The organism is Clostridium sp. TF11-13AC, assembly GCF_003481065.1.
GTDB classification, from domain to species: Bacteria; Bacillota; Clostridia; order Lachnospirales; family Lachnospiraceae; genus Otoolea; species Otoolea fessa.
The window spans coordinates 25,793-43,278 of the sequence record NZ_QUKJ01000001.1; the positions used below are offsets into that span (position 1 = coordinate 25,793).

Sequence of the window (17,486 nt, forward strand, 5' to 3'; positions counted from 1 at the left end):
AAACAAGCCGATATTTTTATATATAAATAAAGATAATACCGATATAATGATAAAGTCAATGAAAAAGAACGAAACTCATAAAAGAATAGTGGAGAAATGAAAGATGTTAAAAAGGAATAGAGATGGAAAGAATCAAATGAACATCAAGGAGTCGAATCATGCCACAGAAAAACAGGCATCAAATTCCACAGAAGTTCCTTCTTCGTCTGCCCGCCTCGGCGCTCTCTGCTGCATGATCGGCGCGACTAGCTGGGGATTTTCGGGAACATGCGGGGAGGCACTGTTTTCATCCTACCCGATCGATGCGGCGTGGGTGACGGCGCTTAGAATGCTGGGGGCGGGGACGATTCTTCTGCTTGCTGCCGCTGCGAAGGGAAAATTGACGGTGCGGGCACTGGTTCAGGATAAGAAAGAGATGGCTCAGATGGTGCTGTTTTCGTTTCTGGGATTGGTGCTGTCCCAGTATGCGTACTTAAATGCAATCAAATGGACCAATTCGGGAACGGCGACGGTGCTGCAGAATTTATCGATTATCTTCGTGGCGGTCTTTGTATGCGCGGCAGAACGTACATTGCCCACGAAACGGACGTTTTTCTGTATCTGTCTGGCATTCTTTGGAGTCTGGCTGATCGCGACGGGAGGAAGACTGGACGGCATGGAACTGACGGCGAAGGGACTTTTCTGGGGAATCATGGGAGGTGTCGGCGCAGCTGCGTATTTCCTGCTTTCAAAAAATCCGGTGAATCAGTGGGGAAGTATTCCTGCAACCGGGATGGGAATGTTTATCGGCGGCGTGTTTATATCGGGAGCCGTCCGCATCTGGAAAGTTCCGGCGGAGCTGGACGGTCATGCCGCATTTTATCTGGGTGTGCTTGTGATACTGGGAAGTGCGGTTGCGTATACTCTTTTTTTAAAGGGAGTTTCTTTGACGGGACCGGTGCGCGCTTCGGTGCTTGCCTGCCTGGAACCGCTGACGGCGGCGTGCCTGTCAGCGGTCTGGCTGAATTCCGTTTTTACACCGGCAGAGTTGATTGGATTCGTCTGTATTCTGGCGACGGTTTTGATTATGAAATAGTATAAGAATAATATTAGAGATTTACTTTTTTAACAACACTTTGCAAGAATTCTCCTATCCTCTTTAGTGTGGCAGTATCAATAGAGAGAAAAAGGATTGATAATTTCACAAAATATTCACAAATAATTAGCACTCACCTATTGATAATGGAAGTCGATTTTTGTTCTGTCTTGTGTATCCTAGAAGTGCCTGTTTTACAGGCTTTCCGGGGCATCAGCCATTTTGTCTGGTATTGTAAAGCAGTGTCAGATTTGTCGTAAATGTCGTAAATTTGTGGTCAAAAAAAGATGAGAAATGGAGAGTGCTAATAAAATGAAATTAACGTATACAAATGTAAATGGATATCTAATCCCGAATCTCACCTATAAATCCGGTGAACAGATGGAGCAACTTGGCAAGTATGGTTTTCTTCGCAGAGATTATCTGAAAAACCATCGAAATTCAACTTATCAGGTGATGCTTCTGCAGGACACCATTGGAGAGCATCTTCTGGAAGTGGACAAGGCAGCCAGAGAATGGGAAAAGGTAATTCTGAAGCAGTTAGAAGAAAAAGAACCACTGCCGGATAAAGAAGCAGATCAGATGACCTGGGTAAGAGCTGTTAATCAGCACAGAGCGATTGCGGAAGAAATTATTCTCAAGGAATTGATTTATGTTTAAATGAAGGTGATGAGGTCGTGGAATGCGACCTCATTATTATATGTGACCATGAAAAAGCAGTAGGCAGAATGAGAAAAATAGGGTAATATAACAGTAAGCAGTTGGGACAGTTTTGAAATGCCAATTTGGCATTTCAAGTTATAGAAGGGGATCGATAATGAAAAAAGAGATATTAATAGCAGATAATATTGATAATATTTATGATGAAATAAATGCGTTAATCAGGGAAAAGAAAACTAATGTAAAAAAAGTTGTGAATGATGCCATTATTTCTCTTAATTGGGGAATTGGAAAAAGACTTAGTGTGGAGTTAACTGGAAATAATAAGCCTGAGTATGGAAAAAAGGTTGTTGCAGAAGTCAGTAAACGGCTGGAACAGGAGTATGGTTCGGGATTTGATAAAACATCAATTTCAAGAATGATTAAGTTTTATCAGGAATTTCCTGACTTCGAAAAAGTTGCGACATTGTCGCAACAATTGACCTGGTCGCATTTTGTAGAGATTCTGCCAATACAAGATGAGTTAAAAAGAGATTTTTATGCTGCAATGTGTATGCAGGAAAACTGGTCAGTGCGAACACTGCGTGAAAGAAAAAAATCCATGCTTTATGAACGAACTGCAATATCGAAGAAACCAGAAGAAAGGAAAGAAGAATAGAAATTTTCAATTTAATAATGAAGTGCAGAGAAAGGCGTGAGTCATAGAAATGTGGCTTGCGTCTTTTTCTGTCTGGAAAGGAAGTGGGATAGAATGGCACAGATTTTTCGTGTAGAGAGAACTAAGAATTTTACGGTAATGAGTAATCACCATTTCAAGAATAAGAAGCCAGATTGAAAAAGGGGAAGTCATTGCATGGAGCAAAGATAAATATAACCTGTTCCATCAGCAGGTGAAAGACAGCTTAGTAGCGGATTGTGCAATGGCAGTGTTAAAAGCACTGGAAAATTGTATCAGCAAAGAAAAGTTTAAGGAAAAAATAAAACAGTTTGGATGGAATGTAAATTGGACAGAGAAACGGAAGCACATTATTTTTCAGAACCAGGATGGGAAGAAGGTGAGAGACAGCAATCTGTCAAAAACATTTCATCTGGATATCAGCAAGGAGGGACTAGAGAATGAATTTGATAGAAATAGGAAAAAATCCAGAGATATTGAAATCAGAGAAAGCAGAGCAGCCGAAGAACTTAGAAATTATTACAGAGAACTTGACACAGCCATCGCAGCTGCCGGAGGAATCACCGATCAAGCTCAAAGTAGAAAAAGATCTTCTAATGCAGAGTTTCGAGAGAGCGAAAGAGTTCATGCGGACACAGAAAAAGCAGATACAGATGCTGGAAGAAGAGAAACAGACGATCTTGTCCGACAGGCAGAGATTGCGAGAAGAAGTTCGGAAATCAACCGTAGGAATTCAGTGTCTGACAACCGAATTGTCCGAAACGCAGAAGCTGAATCAATCGCTTCAGCAGAGCAACGACGATCTGAGGAACAGAAAATCTGTCTGAATAGAACAGACTTGTAAAACTGCAGAAAGCATCTGCGGAGTGGAAACTGAATACACGAGGAAAATAAAAAATTGAAACACCAAGACTTGACAAATTCCTGTAATGAGTTAAAATATAACAGTGTTATATAGCACTGTTATATTTTGAAAAGAAGTTTAGAGGATACGAAAAGAATGTCGACGAAAGCAGAAGATACACAGAAAAACATATTAGATACAGCCAGAAAACATTTTCTGAAAGATGGTTTGACAGGAGCATCTTTAAGAAATATTGTAAAAGATGCAGGACTTACTACTGGCGCATTTTACAAATATTATCCGACGAAAGAGGCACTTTTTGATGCACTGACGGATCCTTATATGGAACATATTTATCAGATTTATGACCAGATCGTTGAGGAGTTTGAAAAGCTTTCTGCCAGTGATCAGACAAGGAATATGTCGGATACATCCAGTGATGGGATGGAGCAGATGGTTGATTATATCTATGATCATTATGATAATTTCAGATTATTGTTGAAATGCGGAGACAGTGGAAAATTTGAATTATTCATACACAATATGGTAGAGCGGGAAATGAAGTCCAGCCTGAATTATATGGAAAAGATGAAAGAGAACGGTGTAAAAATACCGATTGTAGAGGAAAGCCTTATGCATATGATCTATACGGGATTTTTTTCATCAGTATTTCAGATCATTGAGCATGATATAGACAGGGAGACTGCAAAGAAAAATGTACATCAACTGAAAGAATTTAATACAGGTGGCTGGGAACGATTGTGGAATATTGAATTTCCAGTATAACTGATGCAGGAATTCTGAATAGGTTATGTGTGTTGCAGGTTCTGGATTTCTGAATAAAGTTCAGACAGGATAATAATATCAGGTGGTTGATGCCAGTAGACCACCTATTTTATTATATGTTGGTTAGCAAGAACTAACAGAAGGTAAAATAATAAAACGAAACAATAAAACGAACGTAAGGAGTGAAAAGATGTGAAAGAAAAAAAGAAGTCGGCAGTCAGCTGGATCCTGACGTGGGCCGGACAAAAAAGAATTGCCTATGTGTGGAGTGTGTTACTTGCAATAGGAAATGTGATTTTTAAGATTTTGCCGTATTTTATTATTGCAGATGTAGTAAAGCTGTTTTTAAATGGTGAAAAGGAGTTTGAAATATATCTTGCAAAAGCGGTTCTGATTGCATTATCGTTTATCATTGCAGAACTGCTTCATTCACTTTCGACAGCATTGTCACATAAAGCAACGTTTGCAGTACTTGCAAATATAAGAAAATCCTGCTGTGACAAGCTGGCGCGGGTACCTCTTGGCTATGTGAAAGACACACCTTCCGGTACATTTAAAAATATTATGGTGGAAAGAATCGACAGTATCGAGACAACACTGGCGCATATTGTCCCGGAATTCACGTCCAATCTGCTGGCACCGATTGTGATTTTGATTTATTTCTTCCTGACAGACTGGAGACTGGCACTCTGGTCATTGGTGCCGGTTATAGTGGGATTTCTTTCCTATTTTGGAATGATGCTGGATTATAAACCAAGCTTCGAGAGAACGGTTCAGACAACAAAAGATCTGAATGATGCGGCAGTGGAATATATTGACGGAATCGAAGTGATCAAGGCATTTGGAAAGACAGAAAGTTCTTATGCAAAATTTACAAAGGCGGCTATGGCTTATGCAGATTCCTTTATTTCCTGGATGAAACGGTGCTCGATCTTTCATGGACTGATGATGGTGGTCACACCTTATACGCTTCTTACGGTATTGCCGTTTGGGGCACATTATGTAGCCAATGGAACACTTGCGATTTCAGATTTTGTCATCTGCATTATTTTATCACTTGGAATCGTTGGACCGTTGATCACAGTGGGTTCCTATACAGATGATCTTGGCAAGATCGGAGTGATTGTTGGTGAAGTGGCAGGAATTCTGGAACAGCCGGAGCTTGAACGTCCAGAGAAAAGTAAAAGTGTTCCAAAAGATAACTCCGTTACTCTTGAAGATGTCAGATTTGGTTATCACGACAAAGAAATCCTGCACGGAGTAACTATGGAGCTGAAAGCAGGAACGGTAAATGCAATCGTAGGACCTTCCGGAAGCGGCAAGTCGACCATCGCAAAGCTGATTGCGTCCCTGTGGGATGTGGATTCCGGAAGCATCAAAATCGGTGGAGTTGATGTCAAAGAACTGGCATTTGCAGATTTTAATCGGAAAATTGCATATGTTGCACAGGACAATTATCTGTTTAATGAAACAGTCCGTGAAAATATCAGACAGGGAAATCCAGATGCTACAGATGAACAGATCATCGAGGTGACAAAGAAAAGTGGATGCTATGAATTTATCATGCAGTTGGAGAATGGATTTGATACGGTTGTAGGAGGTGCAGGAGGACATCTGTCAGGTGGTGAGAGGCAGCGTATCTCCATTGCAAGAGCAATGTTAAAGGATGCTCCGATCGTGATCCTTGATGAGGCAACTGCCTACACAGATCCGGAAAATGAGGCAATTCTGCAGAATTCTATCGCAAAACTGGTAGCAGGGAAGACCCTGATCGTAATAGCACACAGACTTTCTACTGTTAAGGACAGTGACCAGATCTTTGTTGTAAATGATGGAAATGTAACAGCACATGGCACACATGAGGAACTTCTGGTGTCATGCCCGCTTTATAAGGAAATGTGGAATGCCCATATTTCTGTAAAAGATACGGTGAAGGAGGGAGAATGATATGTTTGGGATTCTGGCAAAATTCTTTCGTTTTTCAGGCAGGGAAAATGGCAATAAATTTAAACTGTCGATAGTGATCGGACTCATAGAGGCTCTTGCCTCAGCAATGAAGATTCCGGCTATTATGTACATACTGATTGGTCTGCTGAGTGGGAAACCGACAGGAAAATATATTGGAGGCTCCGTTGCGATTATGGTTCTTGCAATTGTAGTCGACGTAATCTGCAAGAGATACTCTACAGTGCTTCAGACAGAGGGAGGATATAATGCAAGTGCTTTTATGAGAATCAAGATTGCAGAACATCTGCGATATCTGCCGATGGGGTATTTCAATTCCAATAGTATCGGGGAAATTTCTTCCATTACAACCAATACAATGGAAATACTTGGCGATGTGGCTGCGAGAGTGGTTATGCTGACAATGCAGGGAATTCTGGAAACATCAATGATCATTCTTATGCTGTTTATTTTTGACTGGAGAATTGGACTGATAGCTGCAGCAGGAGTACTTATTTTCTTTGGGGTCAATTCTGTGATGCAGAATGCGGGTAAAAAAGATTCAGAGCAAAAAGTGGTATGCGATATGGAGCTTGTAAACCAGATCATGGAGTATCTGCAGGGAATATCAGAAGTTAAATCATATAACTTGCTTGGGAAACAGGCGAAAAGATTAAATGATGCAAATGAAGCATGTGAAAAGATCAATACAAAGATGGAAATGCTGTTTGTGCCCTATCATTTTCTGCAAAGTGTGATAACCAAAATTACAGGTGCTGTGATCGTGGCTTGCAGTGCATATTTTTATATTAATGGAACTATGAGTGCGGTTTATGCGATCGGTATGACAATTTCAGCATTTATGCTTTATGCCAGTCTGGAATGTGCAGGAAATTATTCATCTCTTTTACATGTGGTAAGCGTATGTGTAGATAAAGCAAATGCAATATTGGAGCTGGATACCATGGATATCGACGGTAAAGAAATACAGCCGGAAAATTACGATATCAGACTTTCTAATGTTTCGTTTTCTTATGACAAACGGAAGATCATTGATGATATATCGCTCTCTATTCCGCAGAAAACGACGACAGCAATCGTTGGACCATCTGGTGGAGGAAAATCAACACTTTGCAATCTGATTGCCAGGTTCTGGGATGTGGATTCCGGGGAAGTGACACTTGGAGGTGTGAATGTAAAAGACTACAGCATGAACAGTCTGATGAGTAATTTCTCATTTGTGTTTCAGTCGGTGTATTTGTTTGCAGACACCATTGAGAATAATATTAAATTCGGACGCCAGGATGCAAGTCATGAGGAAGTGGTGGAAGCGGCGAAGAAAGCATGTTGTCATGATTTCATCAGCAAACTTCCGAATGGATATGACACAGTGATCGGAGAAGGAGGAGCCACACTTTCCGGTGGTGAGAAGCAGCGTATTTCGATAGCCAGAGCGATTATGAAGGATGCGCCAATCGTCATATTGGATGAAGCAACGGCAAATGTTGATCCGGAGAATGAAAAGGAGCTGATGGATGCAGTAGATGCACTTACAAAGGAAAAAACGATTATTATGATTGCCCACAGATTAAAAACAGTCAGACATGCAGACCAGATTGTGGTTGTTGAAAAAGGAAGAATTGCACAGCAGGGAACACATGAGCAATTAATGAAACAGGAAGGTATTTATAAGAGATTTGTGGATGCAAGGCAGCAGGCGGTAAGTTGGAAACTGGTGCACTGAGAAATAATCTACAGTCGGTGAATATCCAAATTGAATTGTCTGAAAGAGATTTAATTTAAGTTTCGCTAAGTTTCACTTATATAGGCAGAATGAGGGATATTCAATAATGTAATATGAAAAAAGCACTGAAAACCGTTGGATTATGGGTTTTACAGTGCTTTTCCTTTTGCCAAAGAGGAAAAATGCAGTGAATTTAAGTTTTGCTACGTGTTGTGGATTTTAAGACATCTCACGTAAGGACGTTCTTTTCTGCATTGTCAGATGAAGGACTGGCACACAGTACGATCAAAGGTCTTTATGGCTTATTGAATCCCAGTTTTGAACTGACAGTGGAAGATGGGATTATCCGCAAGAATCCAGTAACAGGAACACTTGGAGATTATGGGGCTCCGGCAAAGGAGAAAGAAGCATTGACACTGGAACAGCAGGAAAAACTTTTGAAGTTTGTTGAACAGAGTAATGTGTATAAGCCTCATCTTCCAATGATGCAGGTTATGTTTGGGGCTTGCCTGAGAGTGAGTGAAACCATCGGCTTAACCTGGTCAGATGTGGATATGAAGAACAGGGAGATCCATGTAGGTGGACAGCTTGTGTATTATGAAGGTGATGACGGATATTGTTTCCATGATTCAGAAACCAAAACGGATGCAGGAATCAGAAATATTCCTATGACACAGATGGTATATGATGCGTTCCGTAAGCAGAGAGAACTGAACCTAATGTTTGGTTTACAGAGTAATGTTGAGATAGGTGGACGCAGTGGATTCATCTTTAATATAAAGCATGGACGTCCGATTATGCCAGCGGGAGTGAACAGCTTTCTGAAAAATATTGTTAATGCCTATAATAAAAAAGAAAGCAAATTGGCAGAAGAAGAGAAGCGAGAGCCGGAGTTGATGCCTCCTATTTCATCGCATACCCTTCGTCATACGGGATGTACCAGATTGGGTGAGAACAATGTCAATCCCAAAGTTATGCAGTATGTGATGGGCCATTCAGATGCACAGATCACAATGAATGTCTATAATCATATTTCAGATAAGTCTCATGTGGAGAATGAGATGTCTAAAATGAACCTGCCAGAAACCGTACCTGCTGTGGTATAAACCATAAGTTGTTGTCGTAAAATGTGGTAAGAAAATCAGACGAATATATTTTTCCAAGAATTTGTGGTAAAAATGTGGTCAAATCAAGAAAATCGAGTGCGAAAGTAAGTGAAAAATCCCTGTGAAGTAGTGGCATACGCCATGCACAGCTCGGGAAAGACTTCCCTCGCTGTAGGGCTGTCGCCCTATACATTTCCATGAAAGAGCCATCTTTATCAAGCAAGCTTGAAAGATGGCTCTTTCACGTAAATGTGCATGGCTCGTAGCGTTCACAAATTCTTCACAAAAAAATTAGCACTCGCCTCTTGACAGTGCTAATAAGAAGTGCTATAACATAGCCAGAACGAAGGAAGAGGAAGAAAAGAAAAGTTCCCAGACCGTCCCGGTTCCGAAAATGTTGGTAAATAAACATAATGAAATGAAGTTAGAAAAGGAGAGATGACTTATGTTAATGCCGAGTATTTTTGGAGAAAATTTGTTTGATGATTTCTTTAATGATTTTCCGTTTTATGATGATAACGCCGGACAGAAGATAGAGAAAAAGCTGTATGGACGCCATGGACAGAACCTGATGAAGACCGATATCAAGGAAATGGAAGATGGCTATGAGCTGGAGATGGATCTGCCGGGATTTAAGAAAGAAGAGATTTCGATTTCCCTGGAAGATGGTAATCTGACGATTCAGGCTGCGAAGGGACTGGATGAGGACGAGAAGGAGAAAAAGTCCGGTCGTTACATCCGCAGAGAGCGTTACGCAGGTTCCAGTGCGAGAAGCTTCTATGTCGGTGATGATATAACAGAGGAAGATATCAAGGCGGAATTTAAGCATGGTATTTTGAAGATTTTTGTTCCGAAGAAAGAAGCAAAACCGGAAGTCGAGCAGAAAAAATATATTGCGATTGAAGGATAATGTAGAAGAAGCAGTCAGCCGGATTGATGGATGCAGTTGTCTGGCTGTAACGTAGAAAAGAGCGCTGCGGCACTCATGGAGCGGTTTTACCAGAAATGGAAAGCCGGTTTGTGAGTGTTGCGGCGCTCTTTTTCACTATTTTATATCTGATTAGTAGTTAATACCTGTGATACCGATAGATCCCTCTTTGTCCAGACCAAAGGTAACTGCCGGTTTACCGGATGGATCGCCTACGATGAAACCTGCCTTGGTCAGTTCGGTGGAAGAAACATCGGCTGTCTTGACTGCCTCAATCAGCGCGTCGGTAAATACCTTGTCTGCGTCGAGAGCCATAAATTCAGTTCTGTTATTTACGACAATCCCGTCATCGATGCCGATGTAGGACGGATAGACAAGCAGCTCGGCTAAATCGTTCATATTTTTATTGGCGATGATGCTTTGAAGGGATCTGGCAAAACCACGGTAAAGTTCTGTGATTTCTTTTTCGCTCAGAGTCTCGTCTTCTGCATAATCTGCATCCGTTGTCTGGGCGGTTTCTTTTTCTCCGGCAGTAGTTGTTTCGCTGGCATCGCTGCTTTCTGCTGATGTATCGTTTTCCTGTGTGGATTCAGCGGCAGTTGTTTCAGCCGTGGTTGTTTCAGACGGCTGGCTGGAGCAGGCGGTCATGCTGGCGGCTGCGATGAGAGTGGAAACCATCAAGGTATAAATTGATTTTCTCATAATTTCCTCCATTTGCAATCAATGGACTCCCGGAAGCTTTCTGTGCTTAATGTTGTGAGATGATTTGCAGGAAAGACTCCGAGAGTACCTATCAATAAGGTATGGACAGTAGGTGTCCTCTGTCTGTATGTTTGGCTGATATGATTATCATATCATAAGGCGATGGGAATGTATATGAGGTTTAATGTAATGCGTTTAAATCCGCCTTTTTTAGCCTTTTATTTTTTATAGAAACAATTCCCACCAACCACCTGATAGCTGGAGTAGCTGTCGTAGTTTGCTGATTTGGTCGAGGTAAAATAAAGGTAGTCGCCTATCTGATTTTCCCCGGCGAGCGCTGCCTTTGCCGCCTTGGTGGCAGTAGAGGACGGTCCTCTATCGAGATATTTGTCAAGCAGGCCGGAGGTCGCGCCTGGGAACTGTCCGTCCGCGTAGATGACGCTGGAGATGGATTTGCCCCATTTGCCAGATTTGACGCGGTTGACGATCAGACTTCCGACTGCCAGATAGCTTTCATAGGATCCGCCGTTGGCTTCCATCGTGAGGCAGGCGGAGAGCAGATAAACGTCGCTCTCGGAGGCGGAGATCACGTAGGATGATTTAGCGGCTGGTGCAGCCGTGCTCTTTTTCGAAGAGCTTCCAGAATTTCCAGATTTTCCCGAAGTCTGGGAGGAACCTTTAGCCGCGTTTGCTTCTGCCTGCGATTTTGCGGCTGCAATCTGGGCCTCCTCGGCGGCTCTGGATGCCTGCTCAGCTTCTTCAGCAGCCTGCCGTGCCGCCTCCAGCGCTGCCATCTCAGCCTCAATGCTGATTGCGCGTCCTGGCTTAACGCTGATTGTGACATAATCAGAAGAAACGTAACCGGAGGTGTCAACGGAAAGCTGGATTTTGACCCATCCAGTTTCCTGACTCAGTACAGGATAGTAGTCTTCCGCGGCAGCCAGACCGACGATGGCAGAATCCGTGCTGGCTTCCTCACGTACATGGAGTGTCTGTGTGCTGACGGTAGCGATATAGAGACCGAGCTCTTTGGCGAGCGGCTTGATATCATCGCCAAATACAAGATAATCGTCCTTGAGCCATCCCTCCAGCCCACCGGAGCGGATTTTTGTCCAGCCATTTTTGCGTTTTAAAATGGTACCGCCGCCTCCGCGGAAGCAGGTGCCGAGTACCTTGGCATCTGTATCTGGTTTTTCTCTCAGGTTCAGCGCATCATCCACATTGGCGACCGCGAGATTTTCATACGGATCGACCGGCTTTTCTTCTTTGATTTTGGCTTTCGCCGTACTTTTAGCATCGGTGCCGATCTGATGACTGTTTTTTAAGGTGCTGGAAGAAGCGATGGAAGGATCAGAGCCTGCTTTGTTCTTCTTATCAGAAGGTTTAGAGAGGCATAGAAATACCAGCAGAGCCGCCCCGGCCACAATAAAAAGGATCAGGAAATAGATCGCCATCATTGTTTTATCCATTTTTTTGCGCCTGGAAGAAGCCGGTTTCAAAGGGGAATCGTTCATATCGTATATCCTTTCTGATATAAAAACATCTTGGAAATATTACAAAGATATTACAAAATTCTTCATTTACTATAGCAAATGGGGAAATCCTTGTCAACAAAGGCGGATTTTACGATTAGAAGAGGAGATGAAGCTGAGTAAAAATGATGTTTTTGGAAACACTATTCCATCAGTGACAGCAATCGTTTCGCCGGAATTCACACGAAACAATCAATCAAAAACAATCATAAAAAATCAAAATTGTGCAATATAACCCAAAAAGAGGCAGCATGTTTGTGAATAAGTTTGATTGATTTTGAATGAAAATGATTTTATAATACAGTCAGAATCAATCAAGATAAGAAAGGAATGAAGGCTTATGATTTATACGGTAACCTTTAATCCATCGTTAGATTATATTGTGTCAGTGAGCGATTTTAAGCTCGGACTGACCAACCGGACAGATTCGGAGCTTTTGCTTCCGGGCGGAAAGGGAATCAATGTTTCGACGGTCCTTCAAAACCTTGGAATTGCCAATACGGCGTTTGGCTTTACTGCCGGGTTTGTCGGCGAGGAGGTTCGGAAGGAAGTGGAGCAGCTGGGCGTGAAAGCCGAGTTTATTTCCCTGGATGAGGGAGTCTCCCGCATCAACCTGAAGCTGAAATCCATCGACGGGACTGAGATCAACGGTCGGGGACCGAGGATTCCGCGGGAAGCGGTGGATGCGCTGATGACCCAGCTTGACCGGCTGGGGGCGGATGATACGTTGGTGCTGGCTGGAAGTATTCCAGCGTCGATGCCGGATGATATTTATCAGAAGATTATGGAGCGCCTGGATGGCAGGGACGTCCGGATTGTTGTGGACGCGACCAAGGATCTGCTGCTCAATGTGCTGGGACACCATCCATTTTTAATCAAACCGAACAATCATGAACTGGGAGACATTTTCGGCGTGAAGCTCTCGGAGCGGGAGGAAGTTGTTCCGTATGCGAAGAAGCTGCAGGAAAAAGGTGCGGTCAACGTGCTGGTTTCGATGGCAGGCAAGGGCGCGGTTCTTCTGGCGGAGGATGGAAGCGTCTATGCGGCGGAAGCACCGAAGGGAACCTTGAAAAATGGTGTCGGAGCCGGAGATTCGATGGTAGCCGGTTTCCTGGCCGGATACGGGGAGAGCGGAGATTATGAACACGCCTTCCGCATGGGACTGGCAGCTGGAAGCGCGAGCGCCTTTTCGGAGCAGCTGGCGACGAAGGATGAGATAAAGAAAGTGTATGAGACCTGTAAAATCACAAAAATCGGATGAGGTTGTATGCAGACATTTTTGAAGCTGGCAGAATGTACTGCCGGATATGCAATGCATACCTGACATTCGGGCATAAATAGGGAGGCAACAGATATGAAGATTACTGATTTACTGGATCCGAGAAGTATATCGCTGGATGCGGCACCCACCAGCAAATCGGAGACACTGGACAAGGCGGTAGAGCTGATGGCGGCGAGCGGAAAGCTGTCGGATGTCGAGGCATTCCGCAAGCAGGTTTATGCGAGAGAAGAAGAGAGCACGACCGGTATCGGCGAGGGGATTGCAATTCCTCATGGAAAATGTGATGCGGTCAAAAAGCCGGGGCTGGCGGCGATGGTCATCAAAAATGGCGTGGATTTCGACTCCCTGGACGGCGAACCGGTCACTCTGCTGTTTCTGATTGCAGCGCCAAATACAAAAGATAACGTACATCTGGATGTGTTGAGCAAGCTTTCCGTTCTCATGATGGACGAGAATTTCTCAGATTCCCTGCGAAATGCTTCTTCGGTGGAAGACTTTCTTTCCATTATTGATAAGGCAGATGCAGAACAGGCAGGCATCGATGAGAGACTGGCGGCTGATTCCGTCGAAGAAGCGGCAGATACAAATGGAGAGAATGCCGCACAAGCAGGTGGTCAGGAGATTCAGGCGAAAAAAGCGGGTGCAGAGACGGAAAAGACAGCCGGACCGAAGATCTTAGCGGTTACTTCCTGTCCGACCGGTATCGCGCACACCTACATGGCAGCCGAAGGCCTGGAAAAAGCGGCACGCGCGAAGGGCTGGAAGATCAAAGTTGAGACGCGCGGTTCAGCCGGAGCAAAAAATGTGCTGACGGCACAGGAGATCGAGGCGGCGGACTGCATCATCGTGGCAGCGGACGCACAGGTGCCGATGGATCGGTTTGACGGAAAACGAGTGATCGAATGTCAGGTTTCGGACGGTATCAGCAAGGCACCGGAGCTTTTGGAGCGCGCGGCGTCCGGGGAGGTACCGGTTTACCACGCAGCATCATCTGGAAACAGCAGCCCGGCAAAGGCAGCCTCTGGCGGCAAATCGGGCAGTGTCGGACACCAGATTTACACGCAGCTGATGAATGGTGTCTCCCACATGCTCCCATTTGTAGTCGGCGGCGGCATCCTGATTGCGATTGCGTTTCTGATTGATGGTTTTAGTGTGGATATGAATGCACTTCCGCTCGACCAGCGTGTAAACTTTGGTACGATTACCCCGCTGGCGGCATGGTTTAAAAATGTCGGCGGTGTGGCATTTGGCTTTATGCTCCCGATTCTGGCTGGTTTCATCGCGATGGCGATCGGAGACCGCCCGGCGCTGGCAGTCGGTTTTGTCGGCGGCATGATTGCTTCTCAGGGAAAATCAGGTTTCCTTGGCGCCCTGGCGGCAGGTTTTATTGCCGGATATCTGATTCTGGCGCTTCGGAAAGCGTGCGAGAATCTTCCAGAGGCACTGGAAAAGATTGCTCCGGTCCTGATTTACCCGGTTGTGGGCGTCCTGCTCATCGGACTGGTTATGAGCTTCGTCGTAGAGCCGGTCATGGGCGCGATCAATATGGCGTTAAACAATGGTCTGAGCAGCATGGGTGGTTCGAGTAAGCTGATTCTTGGTTTTGTGCTGGCGGCGATGATGGCGATCGACATGGGCGGTCCATTCAACAAGGCGGCATATGTATTTGGTACGGCGGCAATCGCCTCCGGCAACTACGATGTGATGGCAGCTGTTATGATTGGCGGTATGACACCGCCGTGTGCGATTGCGCTGGCAACAATGCTGTTTAAGAAGAAATTTACAAAGGAAGAGCGCGAGGCAGGACCGACCAACTTCATCATGGGTCTGGCATTTATCACGGAGGGCGCGATTCCATTTGCAGCGTCCGATCCGGTACACGTGCTTCCAGCCTGCATCGTCGGTTCGGGTGTTGCGGGAGCGATGAGCATGTTATTTAACTGCACACTGATGGCGCCGCATGGCGGAATCTTCGTATTCCCAGTCATGGGAAATCCGCTGTTCTATCTGCTGGCACTGGTGGTTGGCATGGCGATCTCGACGGTACTCTTAGGAGTTCTCAAGAAGAATGTAGAAGAATAGATAAATAATTTTTTTGACGGAATGTGAATCTTTATTAGAAATTTTTTGGTCAAATCAATCAAAATAGGTTATAATGAGAAGGAGAACATCATCATGAAAGAGTTTAAATATACCATTACAGACCCGGAAGGAATCCACGCACGCCCGGCAGGTGAACTGGTAAAGGCGGCAAAACAGTTTACGAGTACGATCAAACTGACGAAAGACGGAAAGAGCGGCGACTGCAAAAAGATTTTCGGTATCATGGGACTGGCAGTAAAGAACGGGCAGGAAGTAACCCTGACCTTTGAGGGTGAGGATGAAGAAGCAGCTTATGAGGCAGTCAGCCAGTTTATGAAGGAAAATATGTAGTTTAACAAAGATGCCGCGATGTAAGGGATTATTACATGGCGGCATTTTTCGACAATGGATCAATGGAAAGGGGAATGGTCATGCAGACGTATCGTGGAAAAAGTGTATTTGGCGGTGTTGCAGTTGGAAAAATATGTGTGTATCAGAAAGGCGAGCAGACCGTAAAGCGGACGAAAATAGAGAATACAGAGCAGGAAAAAGCGCGGTTTAATGCGGCAGTTCAGGAGTCCATCCGCCAGCTCGGCGAGTTGTATGAAAAGGCGGTAAAAGAAGTTGGCGAGGCGAATGCGGCGATTTTTGAGATTCACCAGATCATGCTGGAGGACGAGGACTATCTGGACGCGGTTCAGAATATCATCGATACGCAGGAGGTCAATGCCGAGTATGCGGTTGCGGTGACCGGTGACAATTTCGCCCAGATGTTTGCGGCGATGGAGGACGAATATATGCGCGGGCGCGCGGCGGATGTCAAAGATATTTCGGAGCGGATTGTGCGCGTTCTGTCCGGAGGCGCAGGTCAGGGCATCCATACGGACGAGCCGGTGATTATTCTGGCAGATGATTTAGCACCGTCAGAGACGGTACAGCTTGAAAAGGACAAGGTGCTATCCTTTGTGACGGTACACGGTTCCGTCAATTCCCACACGGCGATCCTGGCGCGTACGATGAGCATTCCGGCTCTGATCGGAACGGACGTGGCGCTCGATGAGACGGTAGATGGGAAATTTGCGATTGTGGATGGTACGAACGGAGTCCTGTATGTGGAACCGGATGAGGAGACATTGGAAACAATGCGCCGCCGGCAGCGGGAGGAACAGGAGAAGAAAGAACTGCTGCAAACACTGAAAGGGCGCGAAACAGTCACTCTGGATGGCAAGAAGATCCGCCTGTATGCGAACATTGGCAACAGCAAGGATCTGGCGTCGGTCATTCAGAACGATGCGGCGGGCATCGGATTGTTCCGCAGCGAATTTTTGTATCTGGAAAAAGAAACATTTCCGACGGAGGAGGAGCAGTTCCAGGTATATAAACAGGTAGCGGAAACGATGGCGGGCAAACCGGTCATTATCCGCACGCTGGACATCGGCGCGGACAAGCAGTGCGATTATTTTGAACTGAAAAAAGAGGAAAATCCGGCGATGGGCTGCCGGGCGATCCGTATCTGCCTGACAAGACCGGAGATTTTCAAGACACAGATTCGCGCGCTGTTTCGGGCAAGTGCCTATGGCAATCTCCAGATCATGTATCCGATGATCACAAGTGTCTGGGAGGTCGAGGCGATTGCGAAGATTGTCGAGGAGGTCAAGACGGAGCTGACCGCACAGAATCTCCAGTTTGGCGATCCGAAGCAGGGCATTATGATTGAAACCCCGGCGGCAGTCATGGTAAGCCGGGATCTGGCGAAAAAAGTGGACTTTTTCAGCATCGGAACGAACGACCTGACCCAGTATACGCTGGCAGTTGACCGTCAGAACCCGGAGCTGGATGCATTTTACGATCCGCACCATCCGGCGGTACTGGCGATGATCCGCATGGTTGTCGAAAATGCGCACGCTGAGGGCATCTGGGCAGGTATCTGCGGCGAATTGGGCGCGGATCTGAGTTTGACAAAAGAATTCCTGAAAATGGGTGTGGATGAGCTTTCCGTATCGCCGGGGCGTGTGCTGCCGATTCGGAAGGTCATTGTCGAAAGCAGCTGCAGTTGATAAGAATATTAAGACAGAGAGAAGTGAAAAATTGAGCTAAAAAAAGTTCAACCACAGCAGAAGATGAA

Annotated in this window: 15 protein-coding genes; 13 read left to right on the top strand and 2 right to left on the bottom strand. The window is 45.0% G+C overall.

The window, feature by feature from the left end:
• Positions 1-103: 103 nt before the first annotated feature.
• The 9 genes from DXD12_RS00130 (at position 104) to DXD12_RS00175 (ending at position 9,745) form a co-directional block, all read left to right on the top strand.
• Positions 104-1,075, top strand: coding sequence for an EamA family transporter (locus DXD12_RS00130; RefSeq protein WP_118636937.1), 972 nt, complete (start codon positions 104-106; stop codon positions 1,073-1,075).
• 312 nt (positions 1,076-1,387) lie between these two features.
• A complete protein-coding gene (locus DXD12_RS00135; RefSeq protein WP_117796340.1) occupies positions 1,388-1,735 on the top strand; it encodes a TnpV protein in 348 nt (115 codons plus the stop codon).
• Between the two features lie 157 nt (positions 1,736-1,892).
• Positions 1,893-2,393, top strand: a complete 501-nt coding sequence (locus DXD12_RS00140) for a DUF1016 N-terminal domain-containing protein (protein ID WP_107000358.1) — start codon at positions 1,893-1,895, stop codon at positions 2,391-2,393.
• 262 nt (positions 2,394-2,655) lie between these two features.
• On the top strand, positions 2,656-3,255 hold the full coding sequence (locus tag DXD12_RS00150) for a hypothetical protein (protein ID WP_182426199.1): 600 nt from the start codon (positions 2,656-2,658) through the stop codon (positions 3,253-3,255).
• Positions 3,256-3,381: 126 nt separating this feature from the next.
• Positions 3,382-4,041, top strand: coding sequence for a TetR/AcrR family transcriptional regulator (locus DXD12_RS00155; RefSeq protein ID WP_233430187.1), 660 nt, complete (start codon positions 3,382-3,384; stop codon positions 4,039-4,041).
• 192 nt (positions 4,042-4,233) lie between these two features.
• The gene (locus DXD12_RS00160) at positions 4,234-5,988 is read left to right on the top strand and encodes an ABC transporter ATP-binding protein (RefSeq protein WP_107000357.1); all 1,755 of its coding nucleotides are present in this window, start codon (positions 4,234-4,236) and stop codon (positions 5,986-5,988) included.
• Between the two features lies 1 nt (position 5,989).
• Positions 5,990-7,729 carry an ABC transporter ATP-binding protein gene (locus DXD12_RS00165; RefSeq protein WP_118467829.1) on the top strand — a complete coding sequence of 580 codons (1,740 nt, stop codon included), beginning with the start codon at positions 5,990-5,992 and terminating at the stop codon, positions 7,727-7,729.
• Between the two features lie 254 nt (positions 7,730-7,983).
• Positions 7,984-8,835, top strand: a complete 852-nt coding sequence (locus DXD12_RS00170; RefSeq protein WP_243021872.1) for a site-specific integrase — start codon at positions 7,984-7,986, stop codon at positions 8,833-8,835.
• 445 nt (positions 8,836-9,280) lie between these two features.
• Positions 9,281-9,745, top strand: a complete 465-nt coding sequence (locus DXD12_RS00175) for an Hsp20/alpha crystallin family protein (RefSeq protein ID WP_118293600.1) — start codon at positions 9,281-9,283, stop codon at positions 9,743-9,745.
• A 150-nt stretch (positions 9,746-9,895) separates the two neighbouring features.
• Here the strand turns inward: DXD12_RS00175 and DXD12_RS00180 are convergent, their stop codons facing one another.
• Positions 9,896-10,465, bottom strand: a complete 570-nt coding sequence (locus tag DXD12_RS00180; protein WP_118293599.1) for a hypothetical protein — start codon at positions 10,463-10,465, stop codon at positions 9,896-9,898.
• Positions 10,466-10,683: 218 nt separating this feature from the next.
• The gene (locus DXD12_RS00185) at positions 10,684-11,934 is read right to left on the bottom strand and encodes a cell wall hydrolase (protein ID WP_243105317.1); all 1,251 of its coding nucleotides are present in this window, start codon (positions 11,932-11,934) and stop codon (positions 10,684-10,686) included.
• Positions 11,935-12,337: 403 nt separating this feature from the next.
• Between DXD12_RS00185 and pfkB the strand changes: the two genes are divergently transcribed.
• The 4 genes from pfkB (at position 12,338) to ptsP (ending at position 17,418) form a co-directional block, all read left to right on the top strand.
• Entirely contained in the window at positions 12,338-13,258 is a 921-nt protein-coding gene (gene pfkB / locus DXD12_RS00190) for a 1-phosphofructokinase (RefSeq protein WP_107000354.1), read from the top strand.
• A 93-nt stretch (positions 13,259-13,351) separates the two neighbouring features.
• Positions 13,352-15,361: a PTS fructose transporter subunit IIABC gene (locus DXD12_RS00195; protein ID WP_118293598.1), complete on the top strand. Its 2,010-nt coding sequence runs from the start codon at positions 13,352-13,354 to the stop codon at positions 15,359-15,361.
• 93 nt (positions 15,362-15,454) lie between these two features.
• Positions 15,455-15,712, top strand: a complete 258-nt coding sequence (locus tag DXD12_RS00200) for an HPr family phosphocarrier protein (RefSeq protein ID WP_118467833.1) — start codon at positions 15,455-15,457, stop codon at positions 15,710-15,712.
• Positions 15,713-15,792: 80 nt separating this feature from the next.
• Positions 15,793-17,418 (top strand): phosphoenolpyruvate--protein phosphotransferase, encoded by a 1,626-nt coding sequence (gene ptsP / locus DXD12_RS00205; RefSeq protein WP_118492003.1) that lies wholly within the window; start codon positions 15,793-15,795, stop codon positions 17,416-17,418.
• Positions 17,419-17,486 lie beyond the last annotated feature (68 nt).